The organism is Rhizobium sp. P1_B8 (assembly GCF_056406515.1).
This window is the reverse complement of sequence record NZ_JBFTZZ010000023.1, coordinates 81,080-100,107: the sequence shown is the minus strand read 5'-3', so window position 1 is coordinate 100,107 and position 19,028 is coordinate 81,080. Positions and strand designations below refer to the sequence as shown.

Genomic DNA, 19,028 nt, shown 5'->3' with positions numbered 1-19,028 from the left:
CAGCGTCATCTGATCGAGTGCTGCTTCTCCAAACTCAAACAATTTCGACGCATCGCCACCAGATACGAGAAAACCGCCCGAAACTATCGGGCAATGATCGCAATTGCCGCAACAATCCTGTGGCTCAGGTAACTGTCCACAGCTCCTAGCGCACAAGCCCGGAAATCGAAGCGGATTTCCGGAGAGGATGACGCGAAAACGAAAACAACAGAGCCCGCGCGTCCGATAGGAGGTGCGGGCTCTTGGTTTAGAGCCTTTCCGGGTTAGATTGAAGCATTCTGTTGGCTCAAACGGAGTCGGATGGTCGACCGGCCGGCGCGCGTCGTAGCCAAGCTCTACGGCCAAGCCGGCCGGTCGATCAGCCGGCCCGTTTCAGCCAACCCGAAGGGCCGGGCATCTTTCCGCCAGGGCAAAGGCGATCGACTCGGACGTACCAAGGGGTATGCCCTTCGCCAATCGCCTTTGCCTGACGAAAACCGGCTCCGGCAGAATGCCTCAATCTATCCCGGAAAGGCTCTAGCTCTCGAAGACATGCGCCTTGCCGGCGATGTCGAGGCGAACGAGGTCGCCTCGCGCCGGAAGCGCGACGCTCGAGGTCTTGATCAGGATTGGCGGCAGGGCGACGCCGTCGAGCGAAACCGCAACAGTGCAGACCGCACCGCCGAACTCCACCTCGACGACACGTCCGCCATAGTTGCGATCGCCGTCATCGGCAACAACACGAATCTGCTCGGGCCGCAGCATGATCTCGGCCTTGCCCTGACGACTGCCCTCGACGGCGACGCGGCCGAGGGCGCAGTCGGCAAGGCCGTTTCGGATGATGGCGGGAAGCAGCACGGCATCGCCGAGAAACAGTGCCGTCTCGCGATCGCGCGGATGCAGATACAATGATTGCGGCGATCCGGCCTGGATCAGCCGTCCTTCCCTGAGCACTGCGACCTGATCGGCAAAGGTCAACGCCTCTTCCTGGTCATGGGTGACGAGAATGGTGGTGATGCCGGCCGCCTGCAGCACGCGCGCAACCGCCTTGCGCATGTTTTCTCGCAGGCCGGTATCGAGTGCCGAGAAAGGTTCGTCGAGCAGCATCAGCCGCGGCTTGCGGCCGAGCGCGCGGGCCAGCGCCACACGCTGCTGCTGCCCGCCGGAAAGCTGATGCGGGCGCCGCGCCAGCATGCCGCGGTCGAGCTCGACCATGTCGAGCAACTCGACGATGCGCTTCTCGCGATCGGCTGCGCCTCGTTCGAAGCCGAAGCCGATATTCTCGGCAACGCTTAAGTGCGGAAACAGCGCGCCGTCCTGCGAGACGATGCCGATACCGCGCTTGTGTGCCGGTACTGTCGCCGGACCGTCCGCGAGCAGGTCGCCATCCAGCGTCACTCTGCCGACATCGGGTTGCTCGAAGCCGGCAATGATGCGCAGCAGCGTCGTCTTGCCCGAACCGGACGGGCCGACGACGGCCGTGCGGCTTCCGGCCGAGACCTCGAGCGAAATATCCTTCAGCGCCTGGACGGGGCCATAGCGCTTGCTGATGTTCTCGATCGTGAGCAGCGTCATTGGCCGGCGGTCCGTTTCGATTGGGTATAGAGCATCAGGGTGAGCGGCAGCGACAGCACGACCATCATGAAGGCGTAAGGGGCGGCCGAGACATAGTCTATCTCGCTGGTCAGCGACCAGAATTTCGTCGCCAGCGTATCGACGCCATTGGGCGACAGCATCAATGTTGCCGTGAGTTCATTGGTGATGCCGAGTGCGGCCAGCGCGACGCTGGCGGCCGCTCCGGGTGCGGCAAGCCGCATGGTGATCTGCCGCACCGCCTGGCCTGGGGTGCGGCCGAGGCCCATCGCGGCGCGCTCCAGCTCCACCGGGGCCTGGGCGATGCTGGCGCGCAGCCCGACCATGGCCCGCGGCAGGAAAAGCATCACATAGGCGACGAGCAGCGTTGCGAATGTCTGATAGAGCGGCAGCACGAGACGCACGGTGATCGTCACCAACGCCAGCGCCACGACGACGCCCGGCAGCGAGCCGACATAATAATGGCAGGCTTCGAGCACGCGCTGGAGGCGGCCGGGCGCCCGCACGGAAAGCCAGGCCATGGGTGCTGCGGCAATCGTCGCCAGCACGCCGCCGACAATGGCAAGCACGATCGTCTGCAGGAAAGCGTTGCCGACTTCGATGCGCCAGATATCGGTGCCGCCGAGATAGAGCCAGCGGCCAAGCGTCACCAGCGGCACGCCGAGCGTCAGTACCGCCAGGATGACAGGTAGCAAAACGGCGGGCACCACGAACCAGCCCAGCCGGCGGCGGTCCGTGGGGCGTGGCGAGCCCGAGCCGACGCGGGCATAACGTTCGTTGCCGCGCACCAACACCTCGAAGCCGAGCAGAAAAAGACAGCAGGCGACGAGCACGCCGCCGAGCATGTTGGAAGCCGGGCTGTTGTAGGAGGACTGGAACTGGTCGACGATCGCCGTCGCGAAAGTGTCGAACCGGATCATGACGAACAGGCCGTACTCCGAAAGCAGATGCAGCGCGATCAGCAGCGAGCCGCCGCAGATGGCGAGTCTGAGCTGCGGCAGCACGGCCCGGAAGAAGACCCGCCACGGATTGAGCCCCAGCGAAGCCGCGGCATCCTCGATGGCCGGATCGAGGCGGCGCAATGCTGCTGCGACCGGCAGGTAGAGGAACGGGTAGTAGGCGATGACCGAGACGAAGACGCCGCTCTGCAGGCCGCGCATGCCGGGAACCAGGCTGACCCAGGCATAACTGTGCACGAAGGCGGGCACGGCGAGCGGAGCGATCGCCAGCCAGGCCCAGAGCCGCGCAAAAGGAATGTCCGTCCGCTCGGTCAGCCAGGCGAGCGTCACCGCAAGCGCGATCGACACCGGGATGGTGATCGATTCCAGGAGAATCGTATTGACGAGAAGTTCACCGACGCGCGGTCGGAAGACCAGGGCCTTCACCGTTTCCCAGCCGACATCGTAGGTCACCCAGCCGATGAAGCCGAGCGGCACGAGACTGAAGATCGCGACGATGGTTGCGAGGAGGACCACGGAAGCGTGCGGCATGCGTCCGCGTGGCAAAGCCATTCGCGTGGCCCTCGGCGCGACCGGCGCCTGGTTGCCGGATGCGAGCAATCTGTTGTCCTGCAGCAAGGCCGATGCCTTTACACGCTGAAAAAGGAAGGCAACCGCCTTGGAAAGGCGGTTGCCGGATATCGTCATGCCCTAAGGTTTTCTTGAGCCAAATGCAATAGTTTTGGCCGGAAGACGCCTGCGGCAGAAAGGTCTAAGCATGTCGCGCAAAAGTGTGCCGCGGTTTTGCGACGACGACATGCGGAAAACGACAGATCTAAAGTGTGGCGCGCCACGCTTTAGATCAAGCCGGCGGCCGTCATCAGCTCCACGACCTTCTTGCTGTCGAGGGTCGAAGCTTCGACCTTCGGAGCATTGAGATCGGCAAGCGGAGTGAGCTTGTCGTTGGAAGGCGCATCCTTGCCGATGGCATATTCATAGGAATCGCCGTCCTTGAGGACTGCCTGGCCGGCCTTGCTGGTGAGGAACTTTAGGAAAGCCTGGGCTTCCTTCATGTGCTGCGTGGACTTCAGGATGCCGCCGCCCGAAACGCTGACGAAAGCGCCCGGATCCTGGTTCTTGAAGTAGTGCAGGCCGACATTCTTGCTGTTCTCACCGGTTTTGGCCTGATCGCCGAACCAATAATAGTGATAGATGATCGCCCCTTCGACTTCGCCGGCGTTGACCGCCTTCATGGCGACGCTGTTGCCCTTGTAGGGCGTGGCGTTTTCCTTGAGAGCCTTCAGCCAGTCGGCCGTCGACTGCTCGCCCTTGAGCTGCAGCAGGGCGGCGACGATGGCCTGGAAGTCGGCACCGGCAGGTGCTGCTCCCCAGCGGCCCTTCCAAGCCGGATCTGCGAGGTCGAGCATCGACTTCGGCAGCTTGTCTTCGGTGAGCTTGGTCTTGTCATAGGCAAAAACGGTGGTGCGGGCGGCAATGCCGGTCCACATGCCGTCGGCCGGGCGATACTGATCCGGAACCTGATCCAGCGTTTCCTTTTCGATGGGGGCGAAGAGGCCCGCGCCATCGACCAGCGTCATCGCCGGCGAATTCTCGGTCAGGAAGACATCCGCGGGAGAGGCGTCGCCTTCCTGGATGATCTGGTTGGCGAATTGCATGTCGCTGCCCTGGCGCATGGTGACCTTGATGCCGGTCTCCTTGGTGAAGGCATCGATCCATTCACGGCCCAGGCTTTCGTGCTGGGCATTGTAAACGACGAGACCTTCGTCCTGCGCACTAGCGCTGCCAGCGAGCGCAGTGGCGGAGAGAAGCGAAGCGGCAAGCGCGAGGGAAAAACGGTTAAGAGCAATGTTCATGATGGCCTCCGTGACGATGTCACCCGAGCTCTCCAAGGGCGATGAGAGGCGTATATTTTTCCTGACTGCGGATTTCAAGTTTGGCTTGGCCAGAAAAGCCATCACAATATCTTGACTAAATATTTCATGTTACAGGGGAATAAATCTCGATTTGGCAAAAAAGGCGACGCTTCCCGAGCGCCGCCTCTCTTTGCAGACTTTTGCAGCCGGCTTATTCGACGTCGAACTTGACGCCCTGCGCAAGCGGCAGCGTCCTGCCGTAATTGATCGTGTTGGTGGAGCGGCGCATATAGGCCTTCCAGGAATCCGAGCCGGATTCGCGGCCGCCGCCGGTTTCCTTCTCGCCACCGAAGGCGCCGCCGATCTCGGCACCGGATGGCCCGAGGTTGACGTTGGCGATGCCGCAATCCGAACCGCGGGCGGACACGAAGGTCTCGGCCTCGCGCATGTCGTTGGTGAAGATCGACGACGACAGCCCCTGCGGCACGGCATTGTGCAGCGCCAGCACGTCGTCGAAATCGCTATACTTCATCACATAGAGGATCGGCGCGAAGGTCTCGTGCTCGACCGGCCCGGTCTGATCAGGCATTTCGACCAGCGCCGGACGAACGTAGAAGGCGTCAGCCGAACCGCTTTCGACGCGGTCACCGCCGGTCACCGTGCCGCCGGCCGACTTCGCCTCGCCAAGCGCAGCCTGCATCTTCTCGAAAGCCTGGCCGTCGATTAGCGGTCCGACAAGCGTACCGCTTTCCAACGGATTGCCGATGGTGACGGAGCCGTAGGCCTTCTGCAGGCGCGGCACCAGTTGGTCGTAGACGCTGGCATGGACGAAGAGACGGCGCAGCGTCGTGCAGCGCTGGCCGGCCGTGCCCATGGCGGAGAAGGCGACGCCGCGCAGCGTCAGGTCGAGATCGGCCGTCGGGCAGACGATCGCCGCATTGTTGCCGCCGAGCTCGAGAATGGCGCGGGCAAATCGCTGCGACAGGCGCGGGCCGACGGCGCGGCCCATGGCCGTCGAGCCTGTGGCGGACACCAGTGGGATCTTCGGATGATCGACCAGCACTTCGCCGACCTCGCGGCCGCCGATGATCAGCGTCGACAGATTGGCCGGTGCGCTACCGCCCTCGGCGACGAAACGCTTCAGCGCCTTCTCGAACAGCGCCTGCACCGCAAGCGCCGTCAACGGCGTCTTTTCCGAAGGCTTCCAGACGGTGGAATTGCCGCAGACCATCGCAAGCGCCGCATTCCACGACCAGACGGCAACAGGGAAGTTGAAGGCGGAGATGATGCCGATCACGCCGAGCGGGTGCCAGCTTTCCATCATCCTGTGCTCCGAGCGCTCGGTGGCGATCGTCAGGCCGTAGAGCTGACGGGAAAGGCCGACGGCGAAATCGCAGATGTCGATCATCTCCTGCACTTCACCGAGGCCTTCGGAGGTAATCTTGCCGACCTCGATCGAGACGAGACGGCCGAGCGCCGTCTTTGCGGCGCGCAGCTCCTCGCCGAGCAGGCGGACCAGTTCGCCGCGCTTCGGCGCCGGCACAGCACGCCATTCGAGGAAAGCCTGGTGCGCCGCTTCGATCGCCGCTTTCGTCTCGGAAATGGAATGTTCCCTGAGTTTGCCGATTTCCTTGCCGGTGACCGGCGAGGTGACGGAAAGCGTGCCGCCGTGACAGCAGCTGGCATCGACGCCGAGTTCGGCAAGCAGCTTGGCGGTTTCGGTGGCGAGATCGAGGACGGCGATGGTCATTGTCGTGTTTCCAATCTTATTGTGCTTAGAAGCGTGCATCGGCGAAATGGGCGACCTGAGCGCCGGCTTCGTACCATATTTCCTTGAGCGCACGGAAGCTCGGTTTGCTGGGCGCGGTCAGCGGCAGCGGCAGATCGGCTTCGCCAATCCGGCCGAGGACATGCTCCGCCAGCGTGCGACCAAAGACCGTGCCGGGCGCAATGCCGCGGCCATTGTAACCCGAAAAGCCGACGACATTCGGGGCGAATTTGTGGAAGCGCGGCAGCGCATTGTCGGTCATGCCGATCTGGCCATACCATTCGCACTCGAATTCGACATCGCCGATAATAGGGAAGAGCCGCTTCAATGCGCGTTTGGCCCAGCCCTTGTGTATGGCCAACCCGGTATTGCGCAGCGCCCCGACACTGCCGAAAACGAGCCGGCCGGCCTGGTCCATGCGGAAGGAGGAGAGGATTTCCTTGGTATCCCATGCGCCTTCGCGCCCCGGCAGGATCGACTGACGCAGATTGTGGCCGAGCGGCACGGTGGCAAAATTGAAATAGGGCAGATGCACCTGTTCGCTGCGCACCTGCTCCCACGGACCGGTGCTGTAGGCATCTGTCGCGACGATGATCCACTCGGCGCTGACTTCGCCGCTTGCCGTCTTCACGGTCCAGCGGCTGCCATTCCGCTCAGTAGCGATGACCGGACTGGATGTATGAATGGCGACGCCGGCCTTGAAGGCGGCATGGGCAAGACCGCGCGCATAGGCAAGCGGCTGCAGCGTGCCGGCGCGTTTGTCGAGCAGCGAACCGGTATAGGCATCACTGCCGATGCGCTTTGCCGTTTCCGCCGCATCAAGCAGCGTCACGGCTGCGCCGCGGGCGGACCATTGCGCCGCGCGATCCTCGATCTCCTTCAGCCCATCCGGGCCGACCGCGCAATGCAGCGTGCCGTTCCGTTCGAGTTCGCAGGCAATCTGATGTTTGTCGATCAGCTCCATGACGAGCTTCGGCGCATTGCCGAGCAGATCGAGCAGACGTTCGCCATGCACCGGGCCGAGCACGCTGGGCAGATCGTTGGGCATCACCCACATGCCGGCATTGATCAGCCCGACATTGCGCCCGGCACCGCCGAAGCCGATCTCCTTGGCCTCCAGCAACACCACCTTCGACCCGGCTTCGGCAAGATGAAGGGCGGAAGAGAGGCCGGTGTAACCGCCGCCGACGATGACGACGTCGGCCGAAATCGCGCCGTCGAGAGGCGAGGTCGTCGGCGCTTCGGGCGCTGTCTTTTCCCAGAGGCCGTGGGAGCGCGGATCATTCAGCATGGCTCAGTCCGATCAGAGCGAAATCGCGGATACTCTAATGCATAAAAGAAAGTGTTGAACTTGCCATTTCACGCAACGGTCTTCAGCGGCAGGCCCGCAAGGTCGAGCGCGGCCAGTGCCGAATCCAGCGATGCAGCCTGACGTTCGGCGTAAAGTGCCAGCTCGTCCTGAACGGTAGCACCCAGTGCTGCCTCGAAGGCGTCACGGTTCGAGCGGGTCGCGTAGTTCTGCTGCTGGTCGGTGCCGAGGTTCGACTGGAAGATGCCGGCCGCGCTGACGGGCAGGAAGTCTTCGTAGACGATGGGGGTGAAGGCAAGGTAACCCTTGGCGATCAGCGCCTCCGGATCGCCGGGCAGCATGCTGCCGGCCGCGGCGGCAATGCCCGCAGGCGTCGCGGCATAGCGGAAGAAGGCCAGATCCGCCCTGCGCAACTCATCCCAGCTGTCCGGGAGTGCCTTGAAACGTGCGGCGAGTTCGTCGTCGTAGGCGCCGGCCTTGGCGCCGCCGGCGCCCACCTGCACCTCGCCGCGAACCGAGGCGAGCAGCCGGTCGTAGAGCGCCCGGCCCTTCGCCGTCAACGCCACGCCGCGCTGTTCGATCTCCCCGAAGCGGGCGGTATGCGTCCCTTGAATCGCACCATCATCATCGGAAAAGGCGATCGCTTCCTCCAGCGCCTTGAAACTCGTCTGTCGCAGCAGGATATCGCAATGACGGCGCGGCGGGCCTTCGATGACAGCCTTCGGCGTGATGCCGCGTTCCGGCATGCGGGCCTGGACCGCGTCGATATCGAGCGTGCGCGGCGTCAAATGGTTGATATGCGGCCCCTTGAAGCTGACGACGTCGGCGATCAGCCGATGCGCATCATGCAGCCGCTTATAGGTTTCGGCGCTGACTGTCGCCTCGCCATGCCAGCGGAAGGTTTCCAGCGCCTCGGCGACGAATTCCGTCGCTTCCGCCTCGGTCAGGCCGCCGTTCTGCTCGTGGCGCTCGATCAACGCGACGGCACGCGGCGTGTAGATCCGCCGTTTCGCCAGAATGGCTTCGGCTTCGCCGCGCAACTCCTCGTCCTCGATCAGCTCCAATCGCAACAGCGAGGTGAAGACGCGGAATGGATTGACGTTGAGCGCTGCCTCGTCGATGGGCCGGAAGCTGGTGGAATGAACCGGCACACCGGCGACCGAAAGATCGTAATAGCCGACCGGCTGCATGCCCATGACTGCAAACAGCCGGCGGATGGTGAAGAGCTCGTCAGCCGTACCGAGCCGGATGGCACCGTGGCGCTCGACATCGATGCGCTCCAGCTCGCCGGCTTGGGCCAGACGTTCGCGCAGATCGGGATCGTTTTCGAGGCAGCCGGCATTCACATCCGCCACCAGTTCGATCAGCGTGCCGTATTGCGGCACCTCCGCCCGATACATCTGCGACATCGCCTCGGTGAACAGCGATCGGATGCGGTCTGGGGAAACGAAGGCTTGCGGCATTGGGAAACTCCGGCTCATTCCGTTTTTGCAGGATGAACCTCTTTACACGCGCGACAAAGCCGCAAATATCGCTATTTCGGAAATAGCCCATTCTGAAATGGAATGACCATGCTCACGTCTAGACGTTTTCTGCCATCGATTTCGCATCTCGCCGCCTTCGAGGCGGTTGCCCGCACCGGCAGCGTGACCGCAGCGGCGCGCGAACTCGATCTGACGCAGAGCGCCGTCAGCCGCCAGGTAAGTGCGCTGGAGGAGCAGCTTGGCGTCGAGCTCTTCCTGCGCGAACGCCAGACCATGCGGCTGACGCTTGCCGGTGACGGATATGCTCGCGAGATTCGCGAGGCGCTGCGGCGGATATCGAGCGCCTCGCTGAACCTGCGCGCCAATCCGCATGGCGGCACGCTCAATCTCGCCATCCTGCCGACCTTCGGCACGCGCTGGCTGGCGCCGCGCCTGGGGCGCTTTCTCGCCGCCAATGCCGGCGTGACCATCAATCTGGTGACCCGACTTTCGCCCTTCGATTTCCGCCTCGATTCGATCGACGCCGCCATCCATTTCGGCCATCCGCACTGGCCGGGCGCCGAACTCGCCTTCCTGATGTCGGAGCGCACGGTGCCGGCCTGCAGTCCTGATTTTCTGCAGCGACACGCGATCAAAGCGCCAGAGGATCTGCTTGCCGTTCCGCTTCTGCATCTGACGACGCGCCCTGACGCCTGGGAGCAGTGGTTCGCCAGCAACGACGTTTCCTTCGAAAACGTCCACGGCATGCTCTTCGACCAGTTCGCCACCGCCGCGCAGGCGGCAATCGCCGGCCTCGGCGTCGCCCTGCTGCCAACATTCCTGATGCAGGAGGAGATCAGGCGCGGCGATCTCGTCGCCGCTGTCGACCGTGAAATGGAAAGTCGCGAGCGCTATTATCTCGCCTTTCCGCCCGAGCGCGCCGATTATGCGCCGCTTGCCGCCTTTCGTGACTGGATCGTCGCGGAAGCGACCACCAACCTGGCTGTGTGACGAACGGCTTGCATCGGCATGGCGCTTTCGACCATTATGTGCTCCAAACAACTTTGCAGGAAATCTCCATGAAGCCGATCTTCGTCCAGCTCCAATGCGCACCCGGCAAGACCTATGATGTCGCCGACGCCATCTACCAGACTGAACTGGTCTCGGAGCTCTATTCCACAAGCGGCGACTACGATCTGCTGCTGAAGGTCTATATCGAGGAAGGCCAGGATATCGGCAAATTCATCAACGACAACATCGCCAATATTCCCGGCATCGTCCGCTCGCTGACCACGCTGACCTTCAAGGCATTCTAGAGCAATTCCAGCAAAAGTGCGTAGCGGTTTTGCCAGGCAAAGCGTGAAACGCTATTGCCGGGAATTGCGTGAAAACAAAAGAGATAGAGCGTTTCCGTGATTCGAGAAAAACGGAAACGCTCTAAATTCCCGTCAGACACGGTTAACCCTTTTCGCGAAGATTGGCCCTCGCAAGCGGTCGCCTAAACCGCGCCTTAACGCCGGGCATATCTGGTCGTTGTTATCACGGGCCCGCATCAGCGCGGGCCGGCACGTGCAGCGATAGGTGGAAAATGTCGATCGTCGAGGCAGATAGGGTGCGCGCGAAGCCGAAGTTGGAAACAGCTCCGCTGATCGTCCATGTCGTGCGCCAATTCCTGCCCAATCGCGGCGGCTTGGAAGACGTGGTCGCCAATCTCGCCCGCCAGACCGTGCGCCGCGGTTACCGCGTGCGCGTCGTCACGCTGGATTCGCTCTTCACCGCGCCTGAAGACAAGCTGCCGCTTCGCGAAGATATCGACGGCATCGAGGTGGTGCGCATTCCCTGGTCCGGCTCCAGCCGCTATCCGCTGGCACCGCAGGTTTTCCGCCATCTCGCCGATGCCGATCTCGTCCATGTCCACGCCATCGACTTCTTCTTCGACGCGCTCGCCTGGGGCCGGCTGCTGCACGGAAAACCGATGATCGTCACCACCCATGGCGGCTTCTTCCACACGCGGAAATACGCGGCAATCAAGAAGATCTGGTTCCGGACGCTGACCCGCGCTTCAGCGATGGCCTATCGCCGCGTCGTCTGCTGCAGCGCCTCCGACCTCAAGCAGTTTTCCGAGATCGTGCCAGACAGTCTCCTGATCGAAAACGGCGCCGATATCGGCAAGTTCGCCGACACCGCATCACGCCGGGCAAAGCGCCGCATCGTCACGATCGGCCGGTTCTCCGTGAACAAGCGCATCGACCATCTGCTCGATGCGATGGCCGCGTTGAAGACCCGCGACCCGGAATGGCATCTCGACATCGTCGGCGCCGAATCCGACCTGAACCGGGCGGATGTCGAAGGCGCAATTGAACGCCGTCATCTTTCCGGCCGCGTCACCCTGCATGTGTCGCCCGACAACGACACCATCCGGCGCATCATCGCAGAATCCTCGATTTTCGCCTCCGCCTCGGAATATGAAGGTTTCGGCCTGGTGGCGCTGGAGGCGATGAGCGCCGGCCTCCTGCCGGTGCTGAACGCCAACGATGCCTTTGCGACGCTTGCCGCCCGGCATCCCGTTCTCATGCTTGCCGATTTCACGAATCCTGAGACCGCCGCCACGGCGATCGAAACGGCCTATGAAGACCTTTCGCGCCAACCGGACGTGGTGCGGGCCGGGCTTCTCGACGCCGCGTGCGGCTATTCCTGGGATATCGTCGCCGAACGCTATATCGATCTCTACAGATCGCTTGATGTCGTCGCCGCGGAAAACATCTGATCCCGCCTAAAGCGCGTCGCGATCTTTCAGATTCGCTTGCCGGACTTTAGATCTTTGCTTTCCGCATGTCTTCGGCGCAAAACCGCTGCACACTTTTGCGCGACATGCTTCAGAGCAATTCCAGGAAAAGTGCGAAGCGGTTTTCCGTCCGGAATTGCGTAAATACAAAAGGCTAGAGCGGTCCTGCGCTTCCGTTAAAAGCTGAACCGCTTTGGCTGAAATCCCGGTCATGCTCTGGCGAGACGGATGATCTCGTCGAGCACAAATTTGCGTGATTGCGGCGGCGTCAGATTGTGGTCGGCATCCGGCAGCATCAGCAGGCGCACGTTCGGATAGCGGGAAAGCCTGGCGCCGCGCGGCCCGAAGTGGAAATAGACGTGGTCGAGCCCGACATCGCCCTCGCTGTAGATCAGCGTCAACGGCACCCTGCGCTTGCCGAACAGCGCGAAGGAGTGCCGGACCTCGCGGGCGATATGGCGCCGGTCGGGAAGCAGCTCGAGCACCGGCGCGATCCACGGCGACAGCCGGCGGCCGGCAGCGATGACGATATTCTGCAGCGCCGAAACAACATCCACCTGGCCGCGCAGCAGCCGCTTCAGCGTGTCGAGCCGCGCCAGGCGCTGGCTGTAGTCATCCAGGCTGCGGGGAACGGAGACGACATGCTCCCTGCGCACCGGCATGTCAGGATCCCAGTAATAGACGAAGGGATTGATCGACACGACAGCCTTCAAGCGCTCGTCGGCGACGCCGGCGCGGAAGGCGACATAGCCGCCGCTGCATCGGCCGGCGACCATGACCGGGCCGGCGACGACGCCTTCGAGCAGATCGAGCGCGGCGACCGCATCTCCGGTCTGCGTATCGGAATAAAGTACCTGTTCCGGTGCATCCGGCCGCGGCGGGCTGTCGCCGACATTGGCGGAATCGAAACGCAGCGACACGACGCCTTGGCGGGCGAGCTCGCGCGCCATGTCGACCGTCGTCCGTCCCCAGCCGGCATGCCGGTCATAGGCCGTCGACAGAAAGAGCACGGCATTGCCCTTGATCTCGCCGAGCGGCCGGCTGACGACGCCGACCAGATGATTATGGCTTCCGAAACGGACAGGCGTTTCCGCAAAATCATCGCCGGCAAGCAGCGGGTTGTCGATCACCGCCGGCGAATGGGCGGCGGATGTCTCTGTCGTTGTTGCCTCCAGCCACGTCGTCAGCAGCGCGACGACAGCCATCGGCGTCTTGGCAAACAGCGGATTGGTGGCGAGTTCGTCATAGCCTTCGAAGGCCTTCTGCTCGACATCGGCGCCAAGCGCTTTCATCGCATCGGCAAAGCCGGTATCCTCGGCCTTGGCAGGACGTTCGAGGATCAGATAGCGCGAGGCTGCGAGCCCCTGCGGCGAGGCGATGTTGAGCTTGCCGAGCTCGGCAGCGATTTCCTCGGGCATGACGAGCCCGGCGATCTGCACCTTCGCGGTCTGGACATGCTCCTTGCCGAGGCCGAGATCGGCATCGATGATCTTGGACCACATGTTGAGTTCGCGCAGATAGGCCCTGCCGCTCAGCACCGGCGCCAGCATGACGAGGCTGTCGACGCCTTCGATCGAAGAACCGACGCGGTGGGCAAGCGTCGCGCCGAGGCCCTGCGCGATGAGGATGATACGGTCACAGCCGCTCAGCGACTTCAGCTTGTCAGCTGCCGCACGGATCGAGTTTTCCCAGGTTTCCAGCCTTGCCGGCAGCGCCCCGAAATCGAGCGCGTCACCGGTGCCGCGATAGTCGAAGCGCAGGCTCGGCACGCCAATATCCGAGAAATGCTCGGCCGCGACGCGGAAGAATTTGCGGCTGCACATCTCCTCGAAACCCCAGGGGCTGACGAAGAGCACGGCGGCCGAACGTTTCTTCGTGAGAGGATTCTCAGGCATGAACAGCCCGATCGTGCCGTCGAAGACGACAGGCAGGGCAGCGTTGCGTCCCGCCCCCTCGGCCGGCTCCAGCGAGAATTCGCCGGGCGCGACTTTGGCGCGGTCGGGATCGCCGGGAAGCCGCGGCGCGATGAAATTGATCGCGTGGCCAACCGGTCGCCGCAGCAGGGACGGCATCTTGTCGAGAATGGAGCGCATGACTTCGACATCCTCGCCCGGCACGGCGCGCAGCACCCGGAGCGCCGCGAAATAGGCGAATGCGCCGGCGATGATCGCGCCGACCAATCCGGCCGGACCTTGGACGAATTCCAGCACGGAAATCGCTCCGCAAGCACAGAGGACGGAGGCGAGGGTCACCTTCGTCAGGCTTGCGTAGAGACCCGAAAGCTGGGATCCGAATCCTGTCTGTCTGATCATCATCACCGACATCGCAACGAATACGAGGATGCGCACAAGTGCGGCACCCTCGGCCGCAAGCCTAGGTACGATCAGTAAACAACCCGCTACCATCAGTAGGCCACCTATCACACTGATGTTCAGGCGGGAGCGGGCCCTGTCCATCGACAGCAGGTAGAGGCTGAGGATCTGCATGAAGGTATAGGCGGGAGCGACGAGCGCAAGCAGCGCCACCACCGTCCCGCTGCGGCGGAACGCTTCGCCGAACACCACGAGCACCAGTTCGCTGGAGATCGCGGCAAGCCCGAGGCTCATCGGCAGCACGATATAGGCCATGCTGCGGGTGACGGCGGCGAAGACCTCGACCGGCAATGTCGAATCGTCGCTGCTGTGGCGCCGCTCGGAATAGTAGGGCAGCAGGCTGCCGGTCATCTGGATCGGCAATTGCAGCGCGATATTCGCGATCGACAGGCCGACGGCATAATAACCGACCATCTCCACCGACCAGAACTGCTGCAGGAAGAGCAGCTCGAGCCGGTTGAGGAAAATGGAATCGATGATGAACTGGATCGACAGGATGACGGAGGAAGAGGCGAGATATTTCAGCGAGACCCCGCACCAGTCGCGCCGTGCAAGAAGGATCGGCAGCGTGGCGAAAAACAGCACCAGCTGGCCAAGCGCATAACCGACGAGAACACCCTCGACGCCATAGAAAACGGCACCGACGGCAACGCCGGCAAGCTGCACGATCGAGACGGCGACCGTCAGCTTGAAGAAGGCGCCAAGCTTCTTTTCGCCGATCAGGTAGAATTTGACGAAGGATCCGATCGCCTGGATGAAGAACAGCACGCCGGTGACCAGAGCGACGGATGGCGCGGTGTCGGCCCAGTGCATCTTTTCGGACGTCAGGAAAAACAGCGCGTAGAGCGCCAGCAGCACGACGGTCGAGAACATCATGAAGCTGACGAGGATGGCGGCAAAGCCCCGCCGGCGACGCGCATCGAAACCCTCCGCCGAAAGTTGCGGCAACGTCTTCAGCAGTGTGATGCTGGAGCCGAGCTCGGCAATCGAGGCGCCGGTCACCACCAGCCAGAGCGAAAAGGCGACGATGCCGTTGGCTTCCGGCCCGAGCAACCGCGCGGTTATGATCGAGGAAACGAAGCCCGTCAGCAGCAGCAGCATGCCTGCCGCCGCGTTCATCACCGAGTTTGCGATAATACCCTTCGACATCTGTCCATCCGTCAGGATCGGCCTACCGCCGCATACCCGCCATCTCTAATGCGAAAATGTTAAAATAAAGCGGAGTGACGACCTCAGCTTAGCTGGCCTGCATCGCCGTCAATGTCTGAAGCGCCTTCTCGTAGCTGTTTTCCGCAAGGTAGCGCAGCAGGAACTCCCGCGCCTTCCCGGCCTTCTCTCGTGCACGCTCTGGCGCGCGGAAAATTTCCCTCAAGTACCCGGCCGCCGCCTCGGGTGAGGGGTCGGCCCAGACTGCACCCTCGAGCCCGGCAAATTCGGGATGGGTATCGACCACAGGAATAAGGGGAGAGCCAACCAGCCAGCTATTGTCGGGATCGCAGAAGTCCGCTGTGCCCGACCAGGCCGTGGAAATGACGGGCGTACGCTGCATGATCGCCTCGGCAACCGTCAGCCCGAAGCCCTCGGAACGATGCAGCGAAAGATAGGCGTCGGAACAGCGGATGAGGCCGTTGATATCGGAGTCCGACAGCCTGTCGGTGACGATCTTGATCCGGGTATTGCCCTTAACCGAAGCGACCAGTTCGCGCAGGCCTTCGTCCTTGCCGATATCGCCGCTGGCCTTCATCAACAGGAAGGCGCTGGGGCATTCGGCGGCAAATATCCGGAAGGCCTCGATGACGGCCTGCGGATTCTTCCGGTTGATCGAGGAGCCGGCGCTGAAGATGAAGCTGACGAGAAAGGCGTCTTCCTCAATGCCGAATTTCTGGCGCATGCCTTCGGTCGCCGGCTTCTCGGTAACGGGATGCGGAACGACGATGACCGGCGCCGTGGTGAGCGGCGCAATCGCCAGCCTGGTGAATTCCGACGGCACGAAGACGGCATTCATGTAATGCATCGCATTGCGCCACTCCGCCGGCACGACTTCGAGCTCCCAGGCGAAATAGCCGATGTTGAAAGCGCGGCTGAAATTCGCAACGCCCTTCTTCAGGATGGCGCGCGGCAGCATCGGCGGATTAAGATGCCAGATCCGGCTTCCCGCCGGTTCGGTGGAAAGATGCGACGGCGTCCATCCGGCGAAGGAATTCTCGTCAGGATGCGTGCTGACGTCGGAGAGTGAAATCGCCAGCCCCGCCTCCGACAATGCGTCGGCGCAGAGCCTTGCCGATTCGCCGACACCGACCGCCATCGAGAGATAACCGACGACTTCCACCGGCCTGCGTGGGTTGAAGGCAACACGCGACCGCGGGATCAGCCGCTGCAGGACATGGGCGCGCAGAAGGCGGTATATCGTTCTCAAATCACGGTCTTTCCCAATGGATCGGCATCATTCTTCGCAGGGGCATCAGCCCTCGATTGCGACGCGATGCGAACTGCCTAGACTTCTGATCTCTCCCGCAGGCGGAGTATCGCTTTGCGCGCCGGACAGCGGGTGGAGCTTCACCCGCCGCATCGCGCCGGGGGCAAGGTGGAACCAGTCGTCGTCGGCCCGATAGCCCTCGACGTCGATATGCACCGATTGCGCCAGCCGGTCGGTCCTGAGATCGACGAACCAGTCGTCGTCTCTGCCGAATGATGCTTCGATCCCTGCGTCATGCAGCGCCCTCCCCCGTCCGCAGGGGAAGTGGAAGCTCTCGGCGAGAATGGCGCCGTCCACAAGCGAACGCAGGCGTGCGACGCTTGCATCATGCGCCGGCGGCCCGAAACGGAAGGCATAGGTCGTATCGAAGAAGGCGCCGAACAGCGCGGTGCAGGCAAGACGCTCCGTGTCCCTTGCCGCCAGCTTGAAGGCCCTGCTGCCGCTGACGACCTGCTGTTTTCCGTCGCGCAGGCAGACGACCTCGAGCTCGACGTCGAGCGCGGCATCCGTCTCGTTAACGACATGCACGTCGAGACCGTTCGTTCCCTCGTCGGTGAAGATTGCCTGAACCGGCCGGAAGGCACGGCGCATCGCATACCAGACGGGCTTCGGCTCTCCGGTGGAATCGATCACCCCCCAGCCGGGGCCAGGCAGCAGGTCCTGCAGCGTCCAGACGAGCGCGCCATTGCAGGCCGAGCCTTTGCGCCGCCATTCGGCAAAAGTCTCTTCGATCACCTCCCCGGTGACGGCGCGGGAGAGATCGAGATAGCGTTCCGGATCTTCGCGGCGCAGCTGGGCCGGATCGAAACCGTAGAGAAGCTGCAGGTAGAAGTCGCGAACATCCTCGAAATCCCACGATGCGCTGCGGTCGCGGGGCACGCGAGCCTTCCATAGCGGGCTGTGGACGGCGGGCACGTCGAGATGACGTTGCAGCGTCCTCTGCTGCGGCACATGCGCGAAGGCGAGGCTTTCGGAGGCAAAACGCACATCGGCGCGGCGCGCATCGGCAATCGGCCGCATATAGGCGCCGACGCCGTAATAATGGGCGATACCGGCATTCGGCGAAAAGGGCATCGCTCCGCCATAGGGCGAGTTCGGGACATAGGGCACATCGGGGCGCATGCGCGCGACGACCGCCGGGATGATTTCATCAGTGACCGGTCCGCTCCAGAATTCCGCCGGCAGACCGAGCATTGCCGCCTGCTGGTGGATTTCGCTGCCGCCGCAGAGCACAGCCAGCGAAGGCGACGCCTGCACGCCGTGCAGAAGTTCCTCGACCTCCGCATGCACGTGACCGAGAAAAGCCTTGTCGTTGCGCGGATAATCGAAATTGGCGAACATGAAATCCTGCCAGACGAGCAGACCGAGCTCGTCGCAGAGCGCGAAGAAATCAGGCGTTTCGTAGGCCATGGTGCCGCCGATGCGGATCATGTTCATGCCGGCTCCGGCAGCAAGCCGCAGGAACGGCTCATAATCCGCCCGCCCGCTCGGTAATCGCGCGATATCGGCCGTCGTCCACACGGCGCCACGGCAGAAGATGCGTTCGCCGTTGACGAGGAGCGCGAAGTCATCGCCATCTGCACCGCGGTCGACGTCGATGCGCCGGAAGCCGGTCCTGCCGAGCGGATATTCCACCCCGTCGGAAACCAGCGTCAGCTCATAGAGACGCGCAGCGCCATGCGTATGCGGCCACCAGGGCTCGATATCGGAAAGCTTGAGGATAGCCGAGTAATGACTGTCGCCGACCTTCTCGAAGGGCTGCTCCATCCCGCCGCAGCGCAGCAACATTGAGGGATTCTCGGCATTGCTATGCAGGGACACGCTGAGACGGCCGACACCACTCTCCTCGAATACGGCGCGGATGGAGACATTGTCGATCGAGACGGGATTGCGCCGCACCATCCAAATCGGCCGCCATGGCCCGACGGCATGGATATCGGGGCACCAGCCCGGCATATGACCGAGCAGCGTCGTGCGGAAATTCTTCAAGCCCGCCGGCGTGATCATCTGCGGCCGCCAGCGCGCACGGGGCCCCGGCTCCGACAGGCGGGGACCGAGCGCCCGGAAGCACAAAGCCAGTTCATCGCCGCCCGAAAGCGTCACCGGAATCTCATGCGCCGTGAACATGCTCTCGGAAAACAGGATTTCCTGGCCGTTCAGGAAGACATGGCAGAGCGTCGCCAGTCCTTCGAAACGCAGGATCGCGTCGCCGGGCTCGGCATCGAAAAGCCGGCAGAGATACCAGGCATCCCGTGTGTTCAGCGGCTCGGGATTTTCCCGGTCGAAGAGCCCGGCTTTTTCAAGCGCGGCGGCGACGGTGCCGGGAACCGGTGCTGGAATCAACTGCGCCGAGAGCGGGATGTCGTGCGGCACGGCGCAGGCGCCCGGCTCCGTCAGGATCAGGTTCCAGCCTTCGGAAAGTAGACTTTCCTCGGCACCGATGCTCGCCAAACGCCCCCGCATGGTCAGAT

At 62.9% G+C, this 19,028-nt stretch carries 13 protein-coding genes; 4 read left to right on the top strand and 9 right to left on the bottom strand.

Annotation, left to right across the window (positions count from 1 at the left end; genetic code table 11):
- A partial coding sequence (locus tag AC1D2N_RS25050; RefSeq protein ID WP_477982220.1) for a transposase occupies window positions 1-132 on the top strand: 132 nt, incomplete at its 5' end.
- 384 nt (window positions 133-516) lie between these two features.
- On the opposite strand, the gene AC1D2N_RS25045 is transcribed toward AC1D2N_RS25050, so the two are convergent.
- The 6 genes from AC1D2N_RS25045 to hglS all read right to left on the bottom strand — a co-directional run bounded on the left by AC1D2N_RS25045 (window position 517) and on the right by hglS (window position 8,942).
- Window positions 517-1,554 carry an ABC transporter ATP-binding protein gene (locus AC1D2N_RS25045; protein ID WP_018244019.1) on the bottom strand — a complete coding sequence of 346 codons (1,038 nt, stop codon included), beginning with the start codon at window positions 1,552-1,554 and terminating at the stop codon, window positions 517-519.
- Window positions 1,551-3,218 carry an ABC transporter permease gene (locus AC1D2N_RS25040; protein ID WP_113542527.1) on the bottom strand — a complete coding sequence of 556 codons (1,668 nt, stop codon included), beginning with the start codon at window positions 3,216-3,218 and terminating at the stop codon, window positions 1,551-1,553. Before AC1D2N_RS25040 ends, AC1D2N_RS25045 begins: the two co-directional genes overlap by 4 nt.
- A 149-nt stretch (window positions 3,219-3,367) precedes the next feature.
- Window positions 3,368-4,384 (bottom strand): iron ABC transporter substrate-binding protein, encoded by a 1,017-nt coding sequence (locus tag AC1D2N_RS25035; RefSeq protein ID WP_018448296.1) that lies wholly within the window; start codon window positions 4,382-4,384, stop codon window positions 3,368-3,370.
- Between the two features lie 211 nt (window positions 4,385-4,595).
- Entirely contained in the window at window positions 4,596-6,134 is a 1,539-nt protein-coding gene (gene amaB, locus AC1D2N_RS25030; RefSeq protein WP_130653264.1) for an L-piperidine-6-carboxylate dehydrogenase, read from the bottom strand.
- Between the two features lie 25 nt (window positions 6,135-6,159).
- Window positions 6,160-7,443 (bottom strand): NAD(P)/FAD-dependent oxidoreductase, encoded by a 1,284-nt coding sequence (locus tag AC1D2N_RS25025; RefSeq protein ID WP_130653265.1) that lies wholly within the window; start codon window positions 7,441-7,443, stop codon window positions 6,160-6,162.
- 68 nt (window positions 7,444-7,511) lie between these two features.
- Window positions 7,512-8,942: a 2-oxoadipate dioxygenase/decarboxylase HglS gene (hglS, locus tag AC1D2N_RS25020; protein WP_113542530.1), complete on the bottom strand. Its 1,431-nt coding sequence runs from the start codon at window positions 8,940-8,942 to the stop codon at window positions 7,512-7,514.
- Between the two features lie 84 nt (window positions 8,943-9,026).
- Here hglS and AC1D2N_RS25015 point away from each other — a divergent pair, with 84 nt between their 5' ends.
- The 3 genes from AC1D2N_RS25015 to AC1D2N_RS25005 all read left to right on the top strand — a co-directional run bounded on the left by AC1D2N_RS25015 (window position 9,027) and on the right by AC1D2N_RS25005 (window position 11,691).
- Window positions 9,027-9,935, top strand: coding sequence for a LysR family transcriptional regulator (locus AC1D2N_RS25015; protein WP_197728271.1), 909 nt, complete (start codon window positions 9,027-9,029; stop codon window positions 9,933-9,935).
- A 68-nt stretch (window positions 9,936-10,003) separates the two neighbouring features.
- The gene (locus AC1D2N_RS25010; RefSeq protein ID WP_003543721.1) at window positions 10,004-10,240 is read left to right on the top strand and encodes an Lrp/AsnC ligand binding domain-containing protein; all 237 of its coding nucleotides are present in this window, start codon (window positions 10,004-10,006) and stop codon (window positions 10,238-10,240) included.
- Window positions 10,241-10,512: 272 nt separating this feature from the next.
- Complete coding sequence (locus AC1D2N_RS25005; protein ID WP_130653267.1) at window positions 10,513-11,691, top strand: glycosyltransferase family 4 protein; 1,179 nt, start codon at window positions 10,513-10,515, stop codon at window positions 11,689-11,691.
- A gap of 227 nt (window positions 11,692-11,918) precedes the next feature.
- Here AC1D2N_RS25005 and AC1D2N_RS25000 read toward each other — a convergent pair whose 3' ends face one another.
- From AC1D2N_RS25000 to AC1D2N_RS24990, 3 genes are all read right to left on the bottom strand, one after another.
- On the bottom strand, window positions 11,919-15,230 hold the full coding sequence (locus AC1D2N_RS25000) for an oligosaccharide flippase family protein (RefSeq protein WP_130653269.1): 3,312 nt from the start codon (window positions 15,228-15,230) through the stop codon (window positions 11,919-11,921).
- Between the two features lie 88 nt (window positions 15,231-15,318).
- Complete coding sequence (locus tag AC1D2N_RS24995; protein WP_130653270.1) at window positions 15,319-16,497, bottom strand: glycosyltransferase family 4 protein; 1,179 nt, start codon at window positions 16,495-16,497, stop codon at window positions 15,319-15,321.
- 45 nt (window positions 16,498-16,542) lie between these two features.
- Window positions 16,543-19,020, bottom strand: a complete 2,478-nt coding sequence (locus AC1D2N_RS24990) for a glycoside hydrolase family 2 protein (RefSeq protein WP_130653271.1) — start codon at window positions 19,018-19,020, stop codon at window positions 16,543-16,545.
- Window positions 19,021-19,028 lie beyond the last annotated feature (8 nt).